The 21,094-nt window shown below is 62.5% G+C and carries 19 protein-coding genes; 12 read left to right on the forward strand and 7 right to left on the reverse strand.

Annotated features, from left to right (window positions below):
- The first annotated feature begins 13 nt into the window (after nt 1-13).
- The 9 genes from KAK11_RS00460 to KAK11_RS00500 all read left to right on the forward strand — a co-directional run bounded on the left by KAK11_RS00460 (nt 14) and on the right by KAK11_RS00500 (nt 8,715).
- The gene (locus KAK11_RS00460; RefSeq protein ID WP_210805071.1) at nt 14-949 is read left to right on the forward strand and encodes a prolyl oligopeptidase family serine peptidase; all 936 of its coding nucleotides are present in this window, start codon (nt 14-16) and stop codon (nt 947-949) included.
- A 112-nt stretch (nt 950-1,061) separates the two neighbouring features.
- Nucleotides 1,062-1,310 (forward strand): phosphopantetheine-binding protein, encoded by a 249-nt coding sequence (locus tag KAK11_RS00465; protein WP_210805073.1) that lies wholly within the window; start codon nt 1,062-1,064, stop codon nt 1,308-1,310.
- Nucleotides 1,300-2,514, forward strand: coding sequence for a beta-ketoacyl-[acyl-carrier-protein] synthase family protein (locus KAK11_RS00470; RefSeq protein WP_210805075.1), 1,215 nt, complete (start codon nt 1,300-1,302; stop codon nt 2,512-2,514). The genes KAK11_RS00465 and KAK11_RS00470 overlap by 11 nt, the downstream gene beginning before the upstream one ends.
- Nucleotides 2,515-2,547: 33 nt before the next feature.
- Complete coding sequence (locus KAK11_RS00475; RefSeq protein WP_210805077.1) at nt 2,548-3,447, forward strand: hypothetical protein; 900 nt, start codon at nt 2,548-2,550, stop codon at nt 3,445-3,447.
- Between the two features lie 180 nt (nt 3,448-3,627).
- Complete coding sequence (locus KAK11_RS00480; protein WP_210805079.1) at nt 3,628-4,296, forward strand: hypothetical protein; 669 nt, start codon at nt 3,628-3,630, stop codon at nt 4,294-4,296.
- 71 nt (nt 4,297-4,367) lie between these two features.
- Complete coding sequence (locus KAK11_RS00485) at nt 4,368-5,291, forward strand: hypothetical protein (RefSeq protein ID WP_210805081.1); 924 nt, start codon at nt 4,368-4,370, stop codon at nt 5,289-5,291.
- A 24-nt stretch (nt 5,292-5,315) separates the two neighbouring features.
- Nucleotides 5,316-6,608: a glycosyltransferase gene (locus tag KAK11_RS00490; protein ID WP_210805083.1), complete on the forward strand. Its 1,293-nt coding sequence runs from the start codon at nt 5,316-5,318 to the stop codon at nt 6,606-6,608.
- Nucleotides 6,605-7,582, forward strand: coding sequence for a hypothetical protein (locus KAK11_RS00495; RefSeq protein WP_210805085.1), 978 nt, complete (start codon nt 6,605-6,607; stop codon nt 7,580-7,582). The genes KAK11_RS00490 and KAK11_RS00495 overlap by 4 nt, the downstream gene beginning before the upstream one ends.
- Entirely contained in the window at nt 7,579-8,715 is a 1,137-nt protein-coding gene (locus tag KAK11_RS00500; RefSeq protein WP_210805087.1) for a glycosyltransferase, read from the forward strand. Before KAK11_RS00495 ends, KAK11_RS00500 begins: the two co-directional genes overlap by 4 nt.
- A 103-nt stretch (nt 8,716-8,818) precedes the next feature.
- Here the strand turns inward: KAK11_RS00500 and KAK11_RS00505 are convergent, their stop codons facing one another.
- The 6 genes from KAK11_RS00505 to KAK11_RS00530 all read right to left on the reverse strand — a co-directional run bounded on the left by KAK11_RS00505 (nt 8,819) and on the right by KAK11_RS00530 (nt 15,077).
- A complete protein-coding gene (locus tag KAK11_RS00505; RefSeq protein ID WP_210805089.1) occupies nt 8,819-9,730 on the reverse strand; it encodes a sulfotransferase family protein in 912 nt (303 codons plus the stop codon).
- Nucleotides 9,727-10,383: a hypothetical protein gene (locus KAK11_RS00510; protein WP_210805091.1), complete on the reverse strand. Its 657-nt coding sequence runs from the start codon at nt 10,381-10,383 to the stop codon at nt 9,727-9,729. Before KAK11_RS00510 ends, KAK11_RS00505 begins: the two co-directional genes overlap by 4 nt.
- 53 nt (nt 10,384-10,436) lie before the next feature.
- Nucleotides 10,437-11,249 carry a sulfotransferase family 2 domain-containing protein gene (locus tag KAK11_RS00515; protein WP_210805093.1) on the reverse strand — a complete coding sequence of 271 codons (813 nt, stop codon included), beginning with the start codon at nt 11,247-11,249 and terminating at the stop codon, nt 10,437-10,439.
- A 46-nt stretch (nt 11,250-11,295) separates the two neighbouring features.
- Complete coding sequence (locus KAK11_RS00520) at nt 11,296-12,177, reverse strand: sulfotransferase family protein (RefSeq protein ID WP_210805095.1); 882 nt, start codon at nt 12,175-12,177, stop codon at nt 11,296-11,298.
- A gap of 379 nt (nt 12,178-12,556) precedes the next feature.
- Entirely contained in the window at nt 12,557-13,228 is a 672-nt protein-coding gene (locus KAK11_RS00525; RefSeq protein ID WP_210805097.1) for a 3'-5' exonuclease, read from the reverse strand.
- Between the two features lie 13 nt (nt 13,229-13,241).
- Entirely contained in the window at nt 13,242-15,077 is a 1,836-nt protein-coding gene (locus tag KAK11_RS00530) for a DUF294 nucleotidyltransferase-like domain-containing protein (RefSeq protein ID WP_210805100.1), read from the reverse strand.
- A gap of 169 nt (nt 15,078-15,246) precedes the next feature.
- Here KAK11_RS00530 and KAK11_RS00535 point away from each other — a divergent pair, with 169 nt between their 5' ends.
- From KAK11_RS00535 to KAK11_RS21645, 3 genes are all read left to right on the forward strand, one after another.
- A complete protein-coding gene (locus tag KAK11_RS00535) occupies nt 15,247-16,737 on the forward strand; it encodes an alkaline phosphatase D family protein (RefSeq protein WP_210805102.1) in 1,491 nt (496 codons plus the stop codon).
- Nucleotides 16,738-16,812: 75 nt separating this feature from the next.
- Nucleotides 16,813-17,640, forward strand: a complete 828-nt coding sequence (locus KAK11_RS00540) for an HDOD domain-containing protein (protein ID WP_210805104.1) — start codon at nt 16,813-16,815, stop codon at nt 17,638-17,640.
- A 49-nt stretch (nt 17,641-17,689) separates the two neighbouring features.
- Nucleotides 17,690-18,883, forward strand: coding sequence for an AEC family transporter (locus tag KAK11_RS21645; RefSeq protein ID WP_246498181.1), 1,194 nt, complete (start codon nt 17,690-17,692; stop codon nt 18,881-18,883).
- Between the two features lie 12 nt (nt 18,884-18,895).
- Here KAK11_RS21645 and priA read toward each other — a convergent pair whose 3' ends face one another.
- The gene (gene priA, locus KAK11_RS00550; protein ID WP_210805106.1) at nt 18,896-21,076 is read right to left on the reverse strand and encodes a replication restart helicase PriA; all 2,181 of its coding nucleotides are present in this window, start codon (nt 21,074-21,076) and stop codon (nt 18,896-18,898) included.
- Between the last annotated feature and the right edge of the window lie 18 nt (nt 21,077-21,094).

Raw genomic sequence — 21,094 nt, forward strand, 5'->3', positions numbered from 1 at the left:
AAGAGATCAGTTCATGTACCAAATCAAACCGGAAGCCCCTGATGAAGCCGTAAGCGCCCTCGGCACCAAGCGTGATTGGGTACAGGAGCCCGCCACCGTCTTGACCATGGACGAAGACTGGGGCCTCGCGGGCAGCGAAGACATGCGCGTGTTGCGCGTCAAGACGGGCCACTTCACCGTCACCTCATCCCTGAATACGCGCCAGAAGGCTGATCGCCTCTTGGTGATCTTGAGCGGCGCGCGCGGCGCTGGCAAAGACACCGATGTCAAGCGCATGCAGTTCCTGCGTCGCGACTGGGATGCGCTCTACAAGATGCCGATTCTGGCCGTTTCTGACCCAGCGACCGAAACCTACTGGGGCGGCGAAGTGCCGCGCGCTGGCCTGTATTTGGGCAGCGCATCCCACGACTTGGTGCCCGAGTTGAACGCCATGATCGACAAGGTCTGCAAGGAACTTGGCATCAGCACTGATCGCGTGATCATCATGGGTGCATCGGCCGGCGGCACTGCGGCCATGTTGATTGCCACTCAACGCAAGGTGGCTCGGGCTGTCGCCATTTGCGCCCCCTTCTTCACCGAGAAGTTCCGCAAGATCATCGCAGCCGCCATGGAAGCCATGGGCGGCACCACGGATGACTGGGTCCGCATGGCCAATGAAACACCGTGGCGCACACACCCGATGTCGGCCATCAAGCGCGCCGCCGAGCAGGGCAATGATGTCCGCATCGTTTGCGCACAAAACCTGCAAGACCCGCCCATGTACAACAAGCACTTCTCCAAGATGTGCAAGTTCATGTCCATCAACCCGTCAGCTGGCGGCGTGTCCACGGACGGCACCATGATGGGCCTGCTGTATGACGACTGGGAAGGTGGTCACGGCTTCGAGTCCAAGAACTTCTCTGGCCCGATCTGGCGCCGTTCGTTGGAGTATTTCGACTCCGGCAAATAAGCACCGTGGCGGCACCTCTCATGCCGCCGCCCCACGTGCAAGCTCGCCCCGCCCTCGCGCGGGGCGCTTTACTCCAGGGCTCGATCGCTCCCGTACTGCGACGTACCGACTCATGACTCCCGTTCACCAAAAAGTCGCTGACTTGATTCTGGAATACACCCGCGGCAAGACCCTCGAGGACGTTCAGAAAGCCCAAGGATTCCAAGACTTGGAGCTGGACTCTGTCGCCGTGGTCAGCCTGCTGGACGAGATTGAAGACGAGCTGAACATCGAGTTCGTCGAACTGCCCAAGCTCGCCATCACGCTGCCGGAGTTTTTGGCCTTGGTTGATCACCTCGTCGCCACCCAGCATGCGCAATGAGGTGGTCATCACGGGCGTAGGCCTGCGCACCCCGATGGGGAATACGCTGCAGGACGTTCGCGCTGTCTTTGCATCAGGCACCCCCGTCGTGGCCAGCCATGCGGCACCCGATGGCCATTTGCGCGCTGTGGCCCGCCTGACAGAGGACTACGCCAGTGCCTTTTCTCGGCTGGACCGCAGCCTGATTGACCCTGTCGCGCAACTCTCCATCCTTGCGGCTGAGGCAGCCGTTGCCGACGCCGGGCTCGACCTGAGCACAGCGGACCGCGAGCGCATTGGCGTCTTTGTGGGGACGGGCCAGAACACGGCCCACACCTTCATGGAGGGCAGTATCTCCTTGCAGGAGAAAAACACCCTCAAGACCTTCACCATCGCCCGGGGCTTGGCCAACGGAGTGGCGAATCATGTCTCTATCCGGCTTGGACTCCAAGGCGAGGCCCAAGCCATTGCTCTGGCCTGCGCCTCCTCCAACACAGCCATCGGCAATGCGGTTCGGCTGATTCGATCTGGCGAGTTGGATGGCGCATTGGCGGGCGGTAGCGACGCCACATACTCCGAGTTCATTTACCGAGGCTGGGAGGCCATGCGCATGTTGGCCCCCGTCCACCCCGATGGGGCCGAGCGCTCATGCCGCCCTTTTGCCAAGGATCGCAACGGCATCGTCTTGGGCGAAGGTGCGGTGATCTTCATGCTGGAGTCAGAGCGGCAGGCCAAAGCCAGAGGTGCCCGCATTCTGGCCCGCATTGCGGGCTATGGGGCCACCTCTGACGGCACGCACTTGCTGCAACCCGACGCACAGGGTCAAGCGCGCGCCATGACGAATGGCTTGCGTGATGCAGGCCTGCAAGCACAGGATATTCAGTACCTGAACGCCCACGGCGCGGCCTCCACACTGGGCGACGCCACAGAGGTTCAGGCCATTCGATTGGCTTTTGGCTCGCACGCCCATGGCCTGCCCATCAGCTCAACCAAGGCACTGCATGGCCACATGCTTGGCGCCACAGGGGCGGCTGAATTGCTGGCCTTGATCGTGGCCCTCAATGACGGCTTGATCGCACCGACGGCCAATCTCTACGAGCCTGATCCGGCGTTAGACCTCGACTTCGTTCCACTTCACGCACGTCATGGCCCGCCACTGCAGGCCGCCATGTCCAGTAATTTTGCCTTTGGTGGCTCCAACGCCTGCCTTGTGCTGACTCGCTGACCCACCACCCTTTCCCCTAGCAGGAGCCCTCTCGTGTTCGTCTCCGATAAACTGATTTTCATTGAGCTGCAGAAGACCGGCTCAACGCACGTACGGCATCTGCTCACAGAGTTGCTTGGCGGCTCGCTCGAAGGCAAACACAATGCGCCGACGCCAGAAATCTTGGCCAAGGGCTTACCCATTCTGGGCTCGGTGCGTAACCCTTGGAGCTGGTACGTCTCGCTGTGGACCTATGGCTGCCAGAAGAAGGGCGTGCTCTATCAGCGACTGATCGACCCTGCCCGCTGGCAAACCAAGGGCAAGCAAGCTGCAGCGTCTGATGACGAGGACGAGGACGACAGCCCCAGCGCCAAGCCTCAGGCCGGATTGAAAAAAGGCAAGGGCATGGGTATGAGAAAGCCACTGCCCGCACTGGCCTCTGCGGAGCGTGCCGCAAACTTTTGGTACGCAGACCCCGGCAATGTCGACGCCTTTCGCGAGTGGATGGCCGTGGTGATGTCCCCTGCGGCTCGACGTATCGTGGAGTCTGGCTACCGCCGCAACCCCCTGAGCAAGAGCTGCGGGCTGATGAGCTACCGCTACTTCAAACTGTTTGTGCGCGATACCGACCAACTGGGCCCGGAATACAAGTCGCTCGCCATGGCCAAGCGGCTGGACGCAGAGCGCTGCTGGGTCAATCACTTCATCCAAAGTGAGCACCTGGAAGACGACTTCCTCAAAGCACTGGCCGCCTCCGGCGTGGTCTTGACCGAGGAGCAGATCGCCAATGTGCGCTCGGCTCGCAAACGCAATGTGTCGGAGCGCCCCTTGCCCACCAACGCCTATTACGACGAAGCGACGATCCGCTTAGTTCAAGAGCGCGAACGCTTCATCATCGAAAAGTTTGGCTACCAAGCCCCCACCCTCCCAAGTGCAGAGCAAGGCCCCGCCTGATTCAATGGATCTAGGGGATGGCGGCCGCCGATCCCCCCATTAGCATCCGAAGCTTCTGCACCGCTCAGCCCTTCGCCACGAGCCCAACCACTCTGTACCGCCATGAGCCATCAGGACAGCCCTCCGCGACTCGCCAAAGCCCACTTGCTGACTGCTGAGTTGCGCGCCTTGCAACACCGAATGAATGAGACCGTCGATCAGCTTTGCGAACTGGTCGGGGGAGCGTCAGCGTCGTTGCTGCTGAGAGCCGATACCAACCCTCTGAACGGCCAAGGAAAGCTGTGTCTGACGCCGGGCTTCTTGATGAGCCCCTCTGCCCAAACTTATCGACGCAACCCCCCCGCTGGAGAAATGCTGTCCGCTGAGACTCACTTTTATTGTGATCAGCACCAAGGCCTTGTGCAGCTCGTTCAGCAGCCCTTGGCAAGGCAAGCTGATTCCCGTTACAGCTTGATCATTAATTTTGCAGAGTTTCATGGCGACTGGCTGTCACTTGTCGTTGACGCCCGCTCTTTCCTGGCAGGCTTTGATGCGGGCAAGTGCGAACTCGGAATGCTGATCGAGGTCAGCAGCACAGCACAAGTGACATTGAGCAGCAAGGTCAGCATCAACGTCGGCGGTGAGTGGACAGAGACTCATCTGGATGTCCGAACCAATCAGGTTTGCATCAGCAAAGCATCTTTGGGGCGTATCAGTGCATCGGACATCCAGGCATTTGACATTCATTTTGTGTTCAACCCGACGCCGCGAGGAAGTATCGAGATTCGCCGCATGACATTCACGCTTGACGTTGAAGCCGAGCCTGTAGCAGCCCCTCGGCTGGAAGGCGTCTTTGAGGATGGTCTGTGACAGACACCTGAGACACAAGGTCTCACTTGCGCTGAGCCGTAGCCGAGTAACCCACTTCTAAGTCGCAGTCCATGAACAAATCCGACACCGCCGCTAGTAGCGTGGCGCCACACATGACACCTGCCGAGGCCCGCATCGATTGGAGCCTGGGTCGTGTGATTGGTTTCTCGGTTCCCGCCGATGTAGATGCAGCCTTCGATGTCGTGCAATTGCTGCTCGACGGTCAATGTGTCAACACCGCTGTCGCTAACTTGTCTGTCTTCGAGCTGGCTCGGGACCTTTCTGGGCTGCGCCTACCCTCGAGAGAAAACTCAGCCTTCGAGCTCAGAATTCCTCAAGAATGCCTGTTGCCATCGCACCTCAGTGCGATGTCCTTGCGCCTAGAGCTGCGTAGCTCCCGGGGCGCCACTTTCTTTGAACATGCGCTACAGGGCCCCCACGAGTTGATGCGCTTGACGCAAGGCACGCCCGCGGACCTGCTCTTCGAAGTGCAGTTCAAGCATCTCAATGCCGGCTATGTGCATGGCGTGGTCAAGGACAAGCTCGGCACGGGTGTTCGCCCGAACTTGCAAGTCAAGCTCAACGAGCATGCCGCCGATCCACTGCCGATCTACGAGCAGTCTGCCGATGGTCGCGTCCATCTGTTTTCTGTGCCGCTGCGCGCGGACAGGCTCAAGGATGGCCTGAATCACTTGCACATCATCAGTGCCTCGGGGCAGCCCATGGCCAGCTACCCGGTGCACATCGGTAATCAAGTGCTCGGCGAAGCCGACCGCCGAATCGCCAGCCTGGAAGCCGAAGTGGCCTTTCTCAAGCACATGGTGCTGAACCAGAACAATGAAGCCTTGCCAGCACGTCTGGCCTTCATGAAGAGCGAAATCATTGCCATCTGTTCAGACATGTTGAGCCTGCAGAGAACGAATCTTGAGCGCGAATCTTCCGCCGCCAAGACCGCGTCGCTGCCCGCCAGCAGCCTGCGCGCCACGAGTCGCTAAGCCCAAAGCCTGCAGCAGTTTCACGTGCCAGACATCGCCCCCCCTATTCGAGAAGGCGTCGCTCGGCGGCGTCTGTATGTCTTCTCGCCGCTGCCGCCTCAGCGCAACGGGCTTGCCGACTACATCGTGGAGTACCTGCCCCTGTTGGCGCGCGACTTTCAAGTCTGCGTGGTCTCAGAAAGTGGGCATGCGGCCGAGACGCGCCGAGCCATGGAGCAAATGCCTCACGTTGAAGTCGTGAGCGAAGCGCATTTCTTGGCACGGCAACCCGACCGCCAGGCTCAGGTGCTCTACAACGTGGGCAACAACGGGGACTGCGCCTATATGCTGGACCATGTCCACCAGTTCCCGGGCGCCGTCATCATCCATGACGTCTCCCTGTTTTATCTGCACCAAGTGGCCGCTCAGCAATCGCGCAGCAATGCCATCATGGGCGCTTGGTTAGCCGCGGATGACTATGCCGTCCCCACTGACTTTCTCCATGGTGATGGCAGCCTGGCCAAAACTCCTGGGCTGGTCTATCAAGAGTGCCTGATGGTGAAGCGCCTATGCCAGTCAGCCCAAGGGGTGATGGTGCACACCGCCTATGCTGAGCGGCGCTTGCGTGGCGGTGCCACCGGTGTCGCGCTCGGGCACAGCCAAGGCCGGCCCTTGCTGCGTATGCCGCATTTTGTGCTGCCCCCTCCACCACCGACGGACGCTGCGCAAGTGGCTGAGGTCTTGGCGCGATACGCCATCCAGCCCGAAGACTTCCTCATCTTGGTCCCAGGTTTTCTGAGCGGCAACAAGATGCTCTATGAGATCTTGATGGCCTTTCGAGAAGCCTCGGCGCAAGGTCACCCGGACATGAAGCTGCTCTTTGCTGGCGAAGAGCGCGAGCAAGAGTACCGCCTCTCAGAGCGGATCAATGCGCTCTGGCCCACGGGCATCCGCCCTCAGGTCACGGGCTATCTCAGCGCCCAAGACCTGGACATCTTGCTGGGCCGCGCCGATCTCTCCTTGGTGCTGCGCTTTCCGACCTATGGCGAGTCATCCGGCATCTTGCCCCGCGCCGCCATGGGCGGTGGCGACGTCATCACCGTCAACATCGGCGCCTATCCGGAGTTCGAGTCGGCCGCAGTTCAAACCATTCCTGTGGGAGCGGGTGCAGTCGCCGCACTGACCGATGGCCTGTTGCGCAGCCATGCCCAGCGTGGGCGAGGTGAAGCACGTCAGTCACGCCAAAACAAGGAAGCCACCCAAGCCAAGGCCTTGAGCCCACAGGCGCTGTATCCGCGCCTACGCCAATGGCTCGATGATGTGTGGGCCATGCAATGAGTCACGCCGAAGCTTGGATCGACCTGCTGGCCACCGCCGCCAGCCCCTTGCTGCCACCAGGACCGGTGGTGGTCATGCACAAGGCCCATCGCATCTTCCCTCTGATCGAGTCCTGCCGACAAGTCGCCTGGGTACAAGCTCAGTTGGGCCCGTTCCAGGACTTCGTGGCACATGGCGAGGCCAATCCGAGCTTGCGCCTGCGCTTGGATGCCCAGCGCCAAGCCGCCGAGTCTGTCGAGTTACTCGGTCAAGCCGCCTTGCGCATGGTGTGCATCCCACATCAGCCGCGCGACGCTGCCGACTTGTTGCGTGTGGTCGAGGCCTGCGCTGACCGCCCAGGGGCTTGGCTGGTCTATGGGGAGCCGAGCGCCGGCGGCTGGAGTACCTTTGACGCTTGGTTGCGCCAACATGCTCTGCATGAAGCCGCCGACTCCAGCCGGCTTAAAGTCTTGATGAGTGACGCCCTTTTGGCAGTCTGGCCCACAGGGTCAAGACAGTTTGGTCCGGCCTTGGCCGAGCACCTCTGCCGGCGCGTGCCCGCATCGGTGCACCTCAAGCTCGACCTGGAAACCGCCTCCGGCCTGCCGCGCTTGCGGCTGCGCGTGGACCCGCTACAGGTCATTGCCTGTGCCGGGGAGACACTGGTGCACCATGTCGTGACCGAACGTCGTGCCCTGATCAATGCGCGGGGCCTGGGCAGCCTGATGGTGCCTTGGGATGGTTGCGCCTCCGCCCGCTTGCTGCTGCGCAATGTCCGCGCACGGGTCGATGACTGTGAGATCTGCATCGCGGACCACGAACTGAGCCCGTCTGACCTTCAGTACACCGAGAAGGGTGCCATCTTGTCCCTGCGCCTGCCCATGCTGGCCGCAGGCCGAGACGCCCTGCTCCACCTCTCGCTGCCGCGTGCCGCCGTGCCGGGCGACGGTTTCTGTGACATCGGCGCAGCCGAATTCATTGCGGATCTGGCATGAGCGCTCGTGTTCTCTTTGTCACCTTCAATCGCCTCAGCCCGGCAGACCAAGGCAATGCGCGCCGCGCCATGCAAATGGCACGCCTCTACAAAGCCTTGGGCCTCGAAGTCGACCTGCTCTATCACTGCGACGAAGGCTTCGACCCTGCGCTCTCGCACACGCTCTCGCAAATCTTCGGCACAGTTCGCGTCGTTCCGCCCAAGGTGTCCAAGCGCGTGTACAAGCCCGAGCATCTCTGCCACATCGCCGACTGGTACGACCCACAGCTCGACACAGCCTGCCGCGAGATGCATGCGCTCAGAGCCTACCAAGTGGTGCACGTCAACTACATCTGGTACACCCCCCTGTTCAAGCAGTTTGGACCGGAGGTCGCCAAAGTCTTGGACACCCATGACATCTTCGGGGACCGCGCTCAAAAGTACCGGCAAGCCGGTCTAGAGCCCCACTGGTTCAGCACCACCATCGGCCAAGAAGACAGTGCGATTCAACGTGCCGACGTGGCGCTGGCCATCCAAAAGGAAGAGGCCGCAGAGTTGGCCACCCGCGGGCATCGCAATATCTTGTCCTTGCCCTACATCGAGCCCTGCGTGCGGCCCTTCCAGGCCACCACCACGCAACGCCCCTTAACCTTTGGTTATCTGGGCAGCGGCAATGACTGGAACGTCCGCAGCATGCAGGCCTTCACGGCCAAGCTGCGCCAAGTCGGCAGCCAATTCGCACACCCCATGGTGGTGGCTGGAGGCATTTGCAAGCACATCCCCGACATGCCGGGGCTCATCAAGCTGGGCTTTGTCAAAGAGCTGCATACCTTCTATGACGCCATCGACATTGCCATCAATCCGATGGTGGGCGGCACGGGGCTGAAGATCAAGACCGTCGAGCCGCTGAGCTACGGCAAGCCGGTGCTGACCACCCCCTCCGGCGCACAAGGCCTGAGCCACCTCTGGCAGCTGCCCATCGTTGCTGATCCGCAGGCCATGGTGGACTACTTGCTGCAGAACTTCCAGGCCCCGAATCCGGCCTTGGTACAGACCTTGATCTCCCAAGCCCAGGCTTCTCAACAAGCCTTTGAAGGCGAATACCTGGGCCAAGTGGAGCGTTTCAAGCGCTGGCTCAACAGCCGCCTGCACTGAAGAAGAAGCGGCCGCCCCCAACACACGTTGATTGAGCGGCGGCGCTGCGCGCTGCCCATTGCCCACTGGCCGCCATGGGCCAGCAGCAGCGCGAATGGGTTTTTCAGGCCACCCACTTGCCCCGCTTGGGGCCTGGGCCTTTTTTACCTTCGGCCTTGGGGCCACCGCCCTTTTTGGCGCCGTTGGGTTTGCGCTTGATGAGCGGGCCGGCTGCGGCGTCCTCTTCAGGCGTGAGCGCTGGCTTGATGTCGAGCACTTTCAAGTGCGCCTGATCGCCGCGGTCGCGCAGACGTCGCTCGTCGTAGCTCGCGTTCGTGCTCATGTCCAGGCGCTCGTAGCCAAAGCGCTCGAAGTCGCTTTGATAGCGTTCATAGATAAGCCGCTCGGCCTCTGGGTCTTGGCGCAACAAGTCCCACAGGGCGTTGGGGTTCTCTGTACTGCGATTACGTGCCTGAACCTCGCTGCTTTCCTCCGAATGGGCCGCCTTCTTACCGGCCTTCACGGTGTGGCTCAGGATGTAGGCCACATCAGCGTCAATCGCTTCGACCGAACCGACAAAGTCCAGCGCGCGTTGCGAGGGCAGGTCTGTCCAGAAGGTTTGAGGGCGCAAGATGCGGTCCATGCCGTCGCCCGCGAAATACTCAGAGCGCAAAAACTCACCGAACTCGGTCAGCGAACTGACGGCCGCCAGGGTCTTGAGGGTTTTGCGGTCCTGCTGCCGATGCAGGTAGTTGAAGATACTGAAGGCCCGGGTGTAGGGGTTACGCACAAAGGCAAAGGTGAAGTACTTGCCGAAGCGCTGCTCACCCATGACGGCTTCAATTTCTTGCGCCGTGGAGTGCTTCGCCAGGCCGTAGCGGCGCTTGAAAAAGGGCTGCACCGCTTCACCCAGGGGTGTGCCGCCCACTTCCAGATCGCGATAGGTGCTGAACTTGGTGAAGAGGCGCGAGATGGACGTCCCTGCCGCCTTGGGCACGTGCACGAACACAAAGCTGCCCGTGTGATTGATGATCATGCCGTCTTCTCCGAATCAAAACGATAGCCAAATCGGCTCAAGGTCTTGGCATAAAGACGAGACACCAGGTCCACGTCCTCGCCCTTGTAAAAAGCGGCGTAATCCAAGGTCTTAGGGCCGGGTTTGTCGGGGTCAGGGTAGAGCGCCAAGGGTTCGTGGACGCCAAGCCGCTGCAAAACCTCGTCAAAGCCGGCTTGCTGGGCCTCAAAGCGGATCACCACATCCACTTGATCCGCATAGTTGAGCTGGGCCCGAGACTCGCGCTTCTCTTTGATCAGCGCCTCATGGGTCTGCCTCAGCCAAGCGGAAAAACTGAGGCCTGCAGCCTTACCGTCGCTTGCCTCATCGGGTGTTTCGCCGGGGCGGCTTCCCCCTTGCTTGAGGTAGCGCGCGACCAGCAGGTCAAAGGGATTACGGACCCCCGTGAACTTCAGCAGCGCCTTGAACTCGCTCTCGGAGAGCAGCTCTGCGGCGAGCACCATTTTGGGCGTCGTGTTTTGCCGGCGTGCCAACACTTTGCCCCGACGCACCACGTCTTCGGGCGGCAACAGCTCGCCATGCAAATGCTCCATGAGCGTCCGCGTGATGGCTTGCGAGCCCGTCAGGGGATTCACGAAAAACAAATACTGCAGACGCTCGCAGACAACCGCCATCGCAACCTCATGAAAAAACCAGACCGCCTGCGCCGCGCACAGGCTGAGACGAATCAAGCCGCCGCAGCGCCTGAGCTTTGAATCTTGCCCGCCGCCGACGCATTGGCCTTGCCACCTTGCGGCTTGCCGCCTGCCTTGGGGCCGGCCTGCACCACTTGAGGCGGCACGGTGTAGCCAAAGATCTTGAAGTCGCGCAGGTAATGCTTGCGGATCATCAGCCAAGCCTCAGGACTGAGCTCGTCCGCCACGAGCTCCGGGCTCTTGTTCTGCAGGCCCAAAGGTGCGGTGAACTTCAAGCGCTTTTGAACGCGTGCCCAGTCGTCGCCAATTTTTTCAACCTTGCCAATCATGTCGACCATGACCACGCCTTCGGCGTCACAGAGGCTCTGCCATTGCGGCTTGGCACCGGCGTCTTGCCAGGTGCGGGGATTGCGCACGAAAGCGTCAAAGCTCTGGGCGCTGACCGCGGCTTGAACCGCCTTGAACTTATAAGGATGGCGTGCAGGGAACTCGCCCTTAGCGGCCAGCGCAGCCTGCTCCTCGGTTGTCAGCGGGTTGCGCTCGGCCAAGCCCTTGGCGTAGGCATACAAAGAGCGCAGGCGATCCACCGGCTGGCGCACAAACCCGAAAGTGAAGAAATTCTTCCACCGGGCCTCTCCCAACAAGTCCTTGGCTTCTTGCGCCGTGGAGTGCTTGCGCAGCTTGAGCACGTCGGCAAAAAAGGTCTTTTGCTTTTCCCCGTCTTCGGTGGAGCCAATCACCAGATCATTGACGCCCAACTGAGTGGCCAGCGCCGTCTCAATGCTGGTGCCCGCGCATTTATGGACATGCACAAAGACAAATCGGAGGTTGGGAGAGATGATCATGGTCGAACGCTCGGGAAAAAGTGGGATGGGCTGGCGCTAGAAGTTATCAGTCTGACCCAGCCAGCAAGCCAGGTCGATCCCACACAATGCGCATCGCCTGAGTTTTTTCGAGGATCATGCGCTCGGTGTCAGCATCGACATAGGTATCGATGTCGGGCTCGCGCCGGGTGATGGGCTTGGAGAGCATTTCGTCAACCTGGCGGCCCGGCACCTCTTTGGGCTTCAAAACCTCGGCCACAAAGGCCAAGCCCGCAAAGTCGCAGATGGCGCGCAAGGCCAGCTCGGGCGTGCTCGTCATCCAGTCGTAGGGGGCGACAAATACCTGCTGAGGCCAGCGCTGGCGCGCATCCAGAATGCTCTCGGTGATCTGCTCAAAGTGGCCGATCAGTTGCTCGGCGGTGCGGTCCAACCAGCCCCACTCATCCACACCCTTGCCCAAGGCCTTCTCGGCGGCCAAGCGCTTGCGGTAACTGGCCACGATGCTGACCGGGTCACGGGTACACACCACGACGCGGGCCAGCGGAAACAGCTCCAGCATGCGGCCTAACTTGCGCACATGGGCCGGTGTCTTCTCAAGGGGCTGGCGACCGGGGTAAACATAGTGGGCGGCGAAGTAGAAGAATGCCCGGATCACATCAGCCTCAGACAGCTCGCCCTTCTCGCCACCAAGGCTGGCCACAAAACTGCGAAAGCGGCTGCATTGCGCCTCACCTTGCAGATAGGCCTGGGTCATTTGCGGCGCGGGGTCTTGCAAGGCCGAGCGTGGCTTCAAAAAGATGAAGGTCTCGTAGACGTCCTTGACGGCAAACAGTTCGGGATGCCGACTCAGAGAGACTTGCAGAATCGAAGTTCCTGAGCGCTCGAGCCCACAAATGAAAACCGGACGTGCAGTCGTCGACCAGCGGCGAATATCGTGCAACGTCGTCATGGGGTCTCCTGAAAAAGCGAGTGAGTGCAAGCCCTGCGCCCTAAAGCTCCGCGGCGCCAGCAGGCTGGCGTGGGCAGCGCGACGCGCTCGCCTCGGGGAGGTCTAGCGGTGTCGGGCCATCGCATGCGCATGCCAAGGGCTTCAGCAAGTCAGCCCAAGGCCACCCAAGGCGACCAGGACCTCACGCTCAACGGGCAGCCCATCATGCTGGGGCAAGCGCGCCAGCCGTCGCGCGGCGGGCAGTGTCTTCTTCTTCAGCATGGAGCGGGGCGGTCAAGCGGGCGAGCGAAAGGGCCAGTATAAGTGGCGTCCGCGTTCGAGTGGCACCCGCAAGCCCCCTAAGACAGAGGCTGGGCCAAAGCCCGCAGTGCCAACAGCCTCAGCGCAGCAAAGCCCGCAGTTTGACGAATGCAAGCGCGGCCATGATGGCGTCGTTCAGCGCGTCATGGGCCCGCCGGGTCGGCAAGTCCAGGTCGTGCATCAAGGTGGCCAAGCGCAGGTCGATGCTGGCACCGTGCTGCCAAGGGGGCAATTGGCGCTGCTTCCAGTCGTAATAGAGCGAGGAAATCTCCACCTTGGGCTGGGGCAGGCGCACGCCCAGCATCGGAAAGATGGCACGGTTGATCAGTGCCACGTCAAACTCCAGGTAGTAGCCCACCAACGGCCGCGCGCCAATGAAGGCCAGTAACTGGCGCATGGCCTCGTCGGGCTCCAGACCATCTTGAACATCACGTTGACGCAGGCCGTGCACCTTGGTGGCCTCGGCCGAAATGGCCTTCGACGGTCGCACCAACAACTCCAAGCGATCACTGGTCATCACCCGGTTGCCCACGATGCGCACCGCCCCAATAGCGATGATTTCATCCCGGCTGGGGTTGAGGCCGGTGGTTTCACAGTCGACCGAAACCCACTCGTCGGGCGGTGGCTCGTCATAGAGGAAGCGCATGCGTTGGTCGCCCAAGTGGTAGAGCATCCACTCGCGCTGCAGGCGCTGCCAGGGGCGCTGCCACCAGGCAGGCGCTTGAGGCAGGGCCGTCGTCACCGTGCTCATGGCTGACCTCGGCTCACAGCATGTCCAGACGGAAGCGCTGGGACAAGAGGTTCTTGAAGCGCTTGACCACAGCCAATGCGTCCTTCAGCAAGTCGCGGTCCAAGCTGCTGAGTTGGTCCAGCGCGATGCCGCGATAGGCCTCTCCGCGCTCCAGAGCTTGCAGACCTGCATCGAGGCGCAGGCGCATGAAAAGATGCAGGCTGTCCACCATGGAGGTGGCCAAGTCGGGCGGCAGGCGGTGCTCTGCGGCCAAGGCATCGATGCGCGCCTCGGTGCCGGTGGCCGTCACGCGATGGGCCAAGGCCAAGCTGCGCACACCATGCACCAAGGGGAAGAGCCCGGCCTTCTTGATGTCAAACAGTGCATCATCCTCGCCCAGCAGGCGCAGCCGGTTCCACCAGCCGTGGGCGTGGTCAAAGGAATGAATGGCGGCCGCGAAGCGCGCCATCAGCACATCGTTGTCCAAGACCAAGCGGAACACTTCGCCGCGCACGCGCTCAAGCAGGCCTGCGTCACCGCAAACGGCATGGGCATCAAAGAAGATGGCCAAGGCCATCAGACCTTCGGCATCAGGCGTCATCAGCCAACGCCGCACCAGTTGCGCAAACTCGGACTCTTGCATGCGCCAGGTCGGGTTGTTGACCATGATGCGGCCTGGGCACTCCGGGTAGCCAAAGTCGGCCAGCGTGGCAGAGAAGCGCTCGCAAATCTCAGCCAGGTCTGCCGGCGCTTGGTAGCCGTCACGCAGCACCAGCGCATTGTCTTGGTCGGTCTTGAGCAACTGCTCGCCGCGGCCTTCACTGCCCATCACGAACAAGCAAGAGTTGGCCACCAGCTCCGGCGGCGCAATCAAGTGCCAGGCCCGATCAAACAACTGCGCATTCAGCTCTTGCACCAAGCGGGCGATCAAGCGCACCGGTGTGCCACCGCGGTGCAGCAGGGCGATCAAGCGCGTCAGCTGCCCCGCCGCAGGCTTGAGCTCCGCCAGGTCTTTGGCCTCCAAAATCTGGCGGGTGATGAGATAGGAGTGGTTGGACAGAAAGCTCAGCAAATCCAGCTGGTCGAGCGTGCCCAAAATGCGCTCACCGCCACTGGGCAGCAACTCAGAGACGACCACTCGCCGCACTTGGTGGCGGATCATCATGGCTTGGGCATCAAAGAGATAGGCCTCAGGCCGCACGGTGACCAGCCTGAAGGTCGCCAACTCCCGAACCGGCAACTCATGCAGAGGACGCCCATGCAGAATGGCGCGCTGCAAACCGGTGGTCGTGAAAATACCCAGGCGCTCGGGCTCACTGCGGCGGTCGCGCACCAGCACACGATCCGTGCGCTCATCATTGAAGACCCGAGCCACCGCCACGATGTCGAGATCAGCATCGACTTCGGTGATGGGCCGAACGGCCGCCTCATGCACCCGGGCCATGGCCAGGGATTGCATCTCGTGCTGGCTGGAGCGTTTGGACAGGGCACTCAGCTTGTTGGAGAGATCCGCAAACAACAAGGCGCCAAAGGTGGCATTGCGGGAGATCAGCTCCGTCACCGCATCGCGGGTGAGCTGATAGGCCAGGACCTCTTCTTTGGCCACAAATCGGCTGCTGACCTTGCCGGCCACCAGAGAGCGCCCATCAAAGGTGTCGTCTTTGCCAAAGCTGGCCACGACCTCATCACCATCCAACTGATGCACCACACCCTTGATCACCACAAACAGATGCGTCGGCAGTACACCGGGCTCCAGAATGGTCTCACCCTCTTGGAAGTAAGCGATGTCCACACTGTCGCGCACGAGTTGGCGCTCGTCATTGGAGAGGCCATCAAAGGGCGAGGCCGAGAAATTGAAGGCGTTGGGCACTGAGATGATCTAGGTAGTCGGAGCCGCTGGGGCCACAGGCCATTGTGAGGCGCAAACCCTGACGCCAGCCTGTTACCCCATTGCGCCAGATCAAGCGCTAGCATCGGGCACTCGCGCTGCAAAAGGCCACCCCATGCCCCCAGAACTCCTTCCCACACGTCGAGCGTGTTTGACCCACAGCTTGACGGCCCTGGGCGCCTGTTTCATCCCCTGGGCGCGGGCTGCCGATGTGCCACGCTTCTCGCTGGGCGTGGCCAGCGGATTCCCTAGGCCCGATGGCATGGTGCTGTGGACTCAACTGTCGGGCCATGACCTGCCAGAGCGCGTTGAGGTGCGCTGGGAGATCGCCGCCGATGAGCAATTCAAGACCGTGCTGGCCAAAGGCCTTGAAGTGGCCGAAGCCGCCTGGGGCTGGAGCGTGCATGCCGAACTTAGCGGATTGCCACCCGACCGTTGGTTTTGGTATCGCTTCCATGCCTTGGGCGGGCAGAGCATGGTGGGCCGCACCCGCACGGCGCCCGCGCCGGACGCTGGCACCACGTTGAAGTTCGCCACTGCAAGCTGCCAGCGCTACGACATGGGGCATTACGCCGCCTGGCGGCAGGTCGTCCTGGACGAACCTGACTTGGTGATGTTTCTGGGCGACTACATCTACGAGTACGGCTCGCGCCCCGATGCCCTGCGACGCCACTACGGAGGCTTGGTCAGCACCTTGGCACAGTACCGCCAGCGCTACCAGCAGTACAAGAGTGACCCCTTGCTGCAAGCCGCCCATGCAGCCTGCCCGTGGTTGTTCATCTGGGACGACCATGAGGTGGATAACGACTATGCCGGCCTGCAGGGTCAAAGCCTGCAGCCGCACTTTGGGCTGCAGCGCGCGGCGGCTTATCAGGCCTGCTGGGAGGCGTTGCCATTGCCCAAAGCCATGCGCCCCAGCGGCAGCGATGCGCGCATCTACGGCGCCTTGAATTGGGGACGCTTGGCCCGCATCCTCTTGCTGGACGACCGTCAGTACCGAGATCCCCAAGCCTGCCCCAAGCCTAGTCGCGGTGGCTCCAACACCGTCACGCGCCAAAGCTGCCCTGAGTTGGCCGCGCCAGAGCGCAGCCTGCTGGGCCGCGAGCAAGAGCGCTGGCTGGCTCAGGCCTGGGACACCCAGCGCCCCTGGAACTTGCTGGCACAGCAAACCTTGATGGCCCCGTTCGCCTGGAGCGACCCGGCTGGTGCCGACGGCGGCCTGGTCTGGACCGACGGCTGGGACGGCTACGCCCCCGCCCGCCAACGCCTGCTGGACACGGTGGCCGAGCGCAAGCTAGCAGGTGCCGTCGTGCTGGGCGGCGATGTTCACACCCACTATGTGACGGAGTTGCACCGCCACGCACACGACCCGCGCAGTCCGGTCGTGGCGACCGAGTTCTGCGGCACCTCCATCAGCAGCTTGTCTCTGCCACAGGCTCGTATTGAGGCCGCGGCCAAGCTCAACCCCCATGTGCATTACGCCCGAGGCGATGCGCGCGGCTATATCGGCTTCACCTTGAGTGAAAAGCGCTTGGAGGCTCGCTTGATGGCGGTCGACGACGCCTTGCAAGTGGATAGCGCCGTGCGTATCGCTGCCCGCTACGTGGTCGAGGCTGGACGCCCCGCAGTCGTGAAGGATTGAGCGCAACCCTTGCTCAAGGCGGGCGCAAGGTGGGTCGAAGTTGAGGAGACCAACACTTGCCGAGGACCCGCCTCTATGCCCGCCATCGCTCCCTACATCGAACGCGCCACCGCCATGCCCGCCATGCCCGAAGTGGCGCACAAGCTGCTGCAGTCCTTCGACCGAGACGACCTCTCACTGCCCGAATTAGCCGCCCTGGTGGGCCAAGACCAAGCGCTGTCGGCCAAGGTCTTGCGATTGGCCAACTCCGCCCGCTACAGCCCAGCTCGCAGCGTCTCTTCGTTGCCAGATGCCGCTGCGGCTTTAGGCCTGCGTACGCTGCGAGACCTGACCTTGTCCGCCTGCATGGCCGGCGCCTTCCCGAACATCCCCGGCTTTGATCGCAAGGCTTTTTGGCGCGGCACCATGGCCACTGCCGCCTATGCGCAACCTCTTGCTCGTTGGCTGGACGCTGACGAAGACACGGCCTATCTAGGGGGGCTGATGCTGCGCACCGGGCAATTGTTGATGATCTTGGTGGAGCCCCAGCGCATGGCCGAAGTCGCCTCCCACTGCACGGAGTTGGACAGCCGCATTGGCCAAGAGCAAGCCCGCATGGGCGTGAGCCATCCCTTGATCAGCGCCGAATTGGCCCGGCACTGGCGCTTTCCCACGGCCTTGATACAGGCCTTTAATGCGGCGGCAGACCCGTTGGAGGTCAAGCCTTTCTGCCGGTTGGGGGCGGCATTGCGCCTGGCCAGCGTGATTGCGGACGCCCGCGACGCCGGGGTATCCGCCACAGAAGGCCTCCTGCAAAGCCAAGCGGCCTTGGTGAACCTGCTGCAACTGGATCTGGCCTGGCTGGAAGCGCACTTGCCCGATCATCGCCTGGCGGTGGCCGACGCCGACGCCCTGATGCAGTAACAAGCCGCAGCAATGATGGACGGCCTGGGCTGCGATACTCGCAGCTCGCATGCAGTCCATCCTCTTCACCACACTGCCGTTTTTTGCGCTGGTGCTCTGCGGCTATTTGGCCGCCCACCGCCGCATCGTGCCGGAGTCGGCCATCGGCGGGCTGAACGCCTTTGTGCTGTTCTTTGCCTTGCCGTGTCTGCTGTTCCGCTTTGGCATGAGCACGCCTGTGCTGGAGTTGCTGAACCCCAGCGTGCTCGCGGTCTACTTGACCGCCGCCGCTTTGGTCGTGTTCTTCACCATTGCCATGACACTGTCGCGGCGGGTGGGCATGAAGGACGCCGCGTTTGGCGCCTTGGTGGCCGCCTTCCCCAACACCGGCTTCATGGGTGTGCCCTTGCTGGTCGCCCTGCTCGGGCCGCAGGCTGCAGGCCCGGTGATCTGCACCATCTTGGCCGACATGATGATCACCAGCTCGGCCTGCCTGGCGCTGGCGCAGACTGGGCAACGCAGTGGACAAAGCCCGCTCAAGGCGCTGCTGCAATCCCTCAAGGCAGCAGTCTCCAACCCTTTACCTTGGTCCATTGCCGCTGGCGCCACTTTAGGGGTCTTGCAATTGGAGGTGCCCAGCCCCGTGCTGTCGGTCGTCAACATGTTGGCTAACGCAGCGAGCCCCGTCGCCCTGTTCACCATCGGCGCCGTGCTTTGGCGCTCCGGTCAAGCCCAAGCTGCGGGAGCGGCGCCCGCCCAAGATCATCGCGAGCGCGCCATGGCCATGGCCAAACGCGCCGCCCGCGGAGAGTCGGTGCTGGTGGACCCAGATGCCAGCACCATGCCCTCAGTTTGGCCGCTCTCTGATGTGGGTGGCGCAGCCCCCACCTCACCAGATTCACTCAGCCGCTTGCTGGGCGCGCCAAGGCGCCGAAAGCCCCAAGCACAAGCGTGGCGCGATGGGTGGACCCGCTTCAATGCCGGCAGCGTCATGACGATTGTGGCCATCAAACTGCTGCTGCATCCCTTGCTCATCCTGATCTTGGGTGTGGCCGCACGCGGCTTGGGTGCGCCACTGAGCAACGCTCAACTTACGGTACTGACCTTGGCCGCTGCGCTTCCCAGCGCCAGCAACGTTTCATTGCTGGTGGAGCGCCATGGCGCAGACGCCGGCCGTATTGCGCGGATCATTTTGGGCTCGACCGTGTTGGCCGTTGGGAGCTTCACGCTGATGGCATGGGGGTTTGGTGTCAACCCGAGATAAGGCACCTCGCCCTTAAATGCTGAGGGGATCCACATCCATCGCCCATCGCGCCAGCCCTTTGTGCTGGCCTCGCAGCGCCGGCAGTTGCGGCATCCATGCGGCCAGCAGCCGCTGCAGGCCGGGCCGTGTGCTGGCCTCGATGAGCATTTGACGCCGCTCTAGCCCGGCCACCTTGGCGACATGGGGCGGAACGGGGGCATAGAACGTGACCTGACCGTCAGCAGCCTGTTCTGTCAGCAAGGCTTGCGCCATGTCGCGCGCCTGGCGCAGAAATCCCTCGGCCACCGCAGCGTCTCGAGCCTCGCAGCGCAGCAACGCGAGGTGCGAGAACGGTGGCAGCGCTGCCATCTCGCGCTCTTGGAGTTGCGAGGCGGCAAAGCGCGCAAAGTCGTGCTGGCGCAGGGCAGTGAACAGAGGGTGAGTGGGGCTCCAGGTCTGAATCCACATCTCGCTGCTGGCCGCAGCGGCGGCGTCTCGGCCGGCGCGGCCTGCGGCCTGCATCAGTGTGGCGAAAAGGCGCTCTGGGGCTCGAAAGTCGGCGGTGAACAGCGCACTGTCAGGGTTCACGGCCGCCACCAAGGTCACACGGCGAAAATCGTGCCCCTTGGTGACCATCTGCGTGCCAATCAAGACATCCACGCTGCCGTCATGCACGGCCGCCAATTGCTGCTCGAGTGCTCCTTTGAGGCGGGTGGTGTCAGCATCAATGCGGGCCACCCGCACCGCCCCGCCGCCTGGCCGCTCTAGGCCTTGCAGCAACTCGGCGACCTGCTCTTCGAGGCGCTCGGTACCTCGACCGACCGGCTGAATATCAAGGTTACCGCAGTCCGGGCAGGCCTTGGGCACACGCTCGGTGAAGCTGCAATGGTGGCAGCGCAGGGTGCGGTCGAGCTTGTGGAACACGCGCCAGGCGCTGCAGTGCGGGCAGCCACTCTTCCAGCCGCAGGCGGTGCAGCTCAGCACCGGCGCAAAGCCCCGTCGGTTCAGGAACAAGAGACTTTGCTCACCACGCTCAACCCGCGCCCGCACGGCGGTCAGCAGCGGCTCGCTCAGCGGTGCGGCGGGCTGACCTGGCGCCGGTTGGGGCTGCAGGTTCATGTCCACAATTCGGACTTTAGGCAACTCGCCCTGCCCTACCCGTTGCGCCATGGTCAGCAGCTTGTAGCGGCCGGTCTGTGCATGCTGCCAACTCTCCAAGGAGGGTGTCGCCGAGCCGAGCACCACGGGGACTTTTTCAAGCCAAGCCCGGTACACCGCCAGATCGCGCGCGGAATAGCGCGCTCCATCTTGCTGTTTGTAGCTGGGGTCGTGCTCTTCATCGACGACGATCAAGCCGAGGCGCGGGAGGGGACAGAAGACCGCGAGACGGGTGCCCAGCACCAGGTCCGCATGTCCGAGGTGTGCGGTGAGCCAATTCGCCAAGCGCTGCGCGGGAGTCAGACCGCTGTGCAGTGAGACCAGGCGGCGCCCCGGAAATCGCTCAGCGAAGCGTGCCTCTAACTGTGGTGTTAAGTTGATCTCAGGCACCAGCACCAGGGCTTGGCGCCCCAGATCCAGCGCGTGTTGGGCGGCCCGCAGGTAGACCTCGGTCTTGCCGCTGCCCGTCACACCATGCAGCAGGTGGCAAGGCGGCTGGGCTTGTTCAAAGGCATCGGCCAGAGTCGCCAAGACCTGCGCTTGCTCGGGCTGCAGCGTTGGCAGCGGCGGGGGCGGCGCTGGCTCAGCGGGCCCGGGTCGACTGCTCTGCACTTTGGCGGACTTGCGACGCGGGGGGAGCGAGCCTTCGGGCTCTGGCATGGCCCAGCCAGACCGCTTGGCCAGCAGGCGCAGGCGCTTGTCCAAACCAGCGTTGTCAAGCTTTCGCAGCTCTGGGGGCAGCACCGAGAGCGCGACTTCGCCCACAGCCCGCTGGTAATAGCGGGCCGTGAAGTCCACCAGATCGCACCAGACAGGTGGCAGCGGGGGCAGGGCCTGCATCACTTCGGCGACAGGCTTGAGACTCGCCAAGGGTCGAGCCTCAGCGGCTTCTTGATCTGGCGCCCCCGCCCACACGATCCCGGGTATATTGCGCTGTCCTAAGGGCACTCTGACCAGGGTGCCGGCAGGCAAGTGGTGAGGGCAAGCGTAGTCAAGCGCACGGGCTAAACCGGCATATTGCGGGGTCTCTACGGCCACACGTAGCCGCTGCATCATTTCGGTGCTCAAAGCCGG

Source organism: Ideonella paludis, from assembly GCF_018069865.1.
Classification (GTDB): Bacteria; Pseudomonadota; Gammaproteobacteria; order Burkholderiales; family Burkholderiaceae_C; genus Ideonella; species Ideonella paludis.

Coding starts and splice junctions, on each gene's coding strand:
- KAK11_RS00460 (WP_210805071.1), top strand. CDS start 14: ATGTACCAAATCAAACCGGAAGCCCCTGATGAAGCCGTAAGCGCCCTC.
- KAK11_RS00465 (WP_210805073.1), top strand. CDS start 1,062: ATGACTCCCGTTCACCAAAAAGTCGCTGACTTGATTCTGGAATACACC.
- KAK11_RS00470 (WP_210805075.1), top strand. CDS start 1,300: ATGCGCAATGAGGTGGTCATCACGGGCGTAGGCCTGCGCACCCCGATG.
- KAK11_RS00480 (WP_210805079.1), top strand. CDS start 3,628: ATGAATGAGACCGTCGATCAGCTTTGCGAACTGGTCGGGGGAGCGTCA.
- KAK11_RS00485 (WP_210805081.1), top strand. CDS start 4,368: ATGAACAAATCCGACACCGCCGCTAGTAGCGTGGCGCCACACATGACA.
- KAK11_RS00495 (WP_210805085.1), top strand. CDS start 6,605: ATGAGTCACGCCGAAGCTTGGATCGACCTGCTGGCCACCGCCGCCAGC.
- KAK11_RS00500 (WP_210805087.1), top strand. CDS start 7,579: ATGAGCGCTCGTGTTCTCTTTGTCACCTTCAATCGCCTCAGCCCGGCA.
- KAK11_RS00505 (WP_210805089.1), bottom strand. CDS start 9,730: ATGATCATCAATCACACGGGCAGCTTTGTGTTCGTGCACGTGCCCAAG.
- KAK11_RS00510 (WP_210805091.1), bottom strand. CDS start 10,383: ATGGCGGTTGTCTGCGAGCGTCTGCAGTATTTGTTTTTCGTGAATCCC.
- KAK11_RS00515 (WP_210805093.1), bottom strand. CDS start 11,249: ATGATCATCTCTCCCAACCTCCGATTTGTCTTTGTGCATGTCCATAAA.
- KAK11_RS00520 (WP_210805095.1), bottom strand. CDS start 12,177: ATGACGACGTTGCACGATATTCGCCGCTGGTCGACGACTGCACGTCCG.
- KAK11_RS00525 (WP_210805097.1), bottom strand. CDS start 13,228: ATGAGCACGGTGACGACGGCCCTGCCTCAAGCGCCTGCCTGGTGGCAG.
- KAK11_RS00540 (WP_210805104.1), top strand. CDS start 16,813: ATGCCCGCCATCGCTCCCTACATCGAACGCGCCACCGCCATGCCCGCC.
- KAK11_RS21645 (WP_246498181.1), top strand. CDS start 17,690: ATGCAGTCCATCCTCTTCACCACACTGCCGTTTTTTGCGCTGGTGCTC.
- priA (WP_210805106.1), bottom strand. CDS start 21,076: ATGATGCAGCGGCTACGTGTGGCCGTAGAGACCCCGCAATATGCCGGT.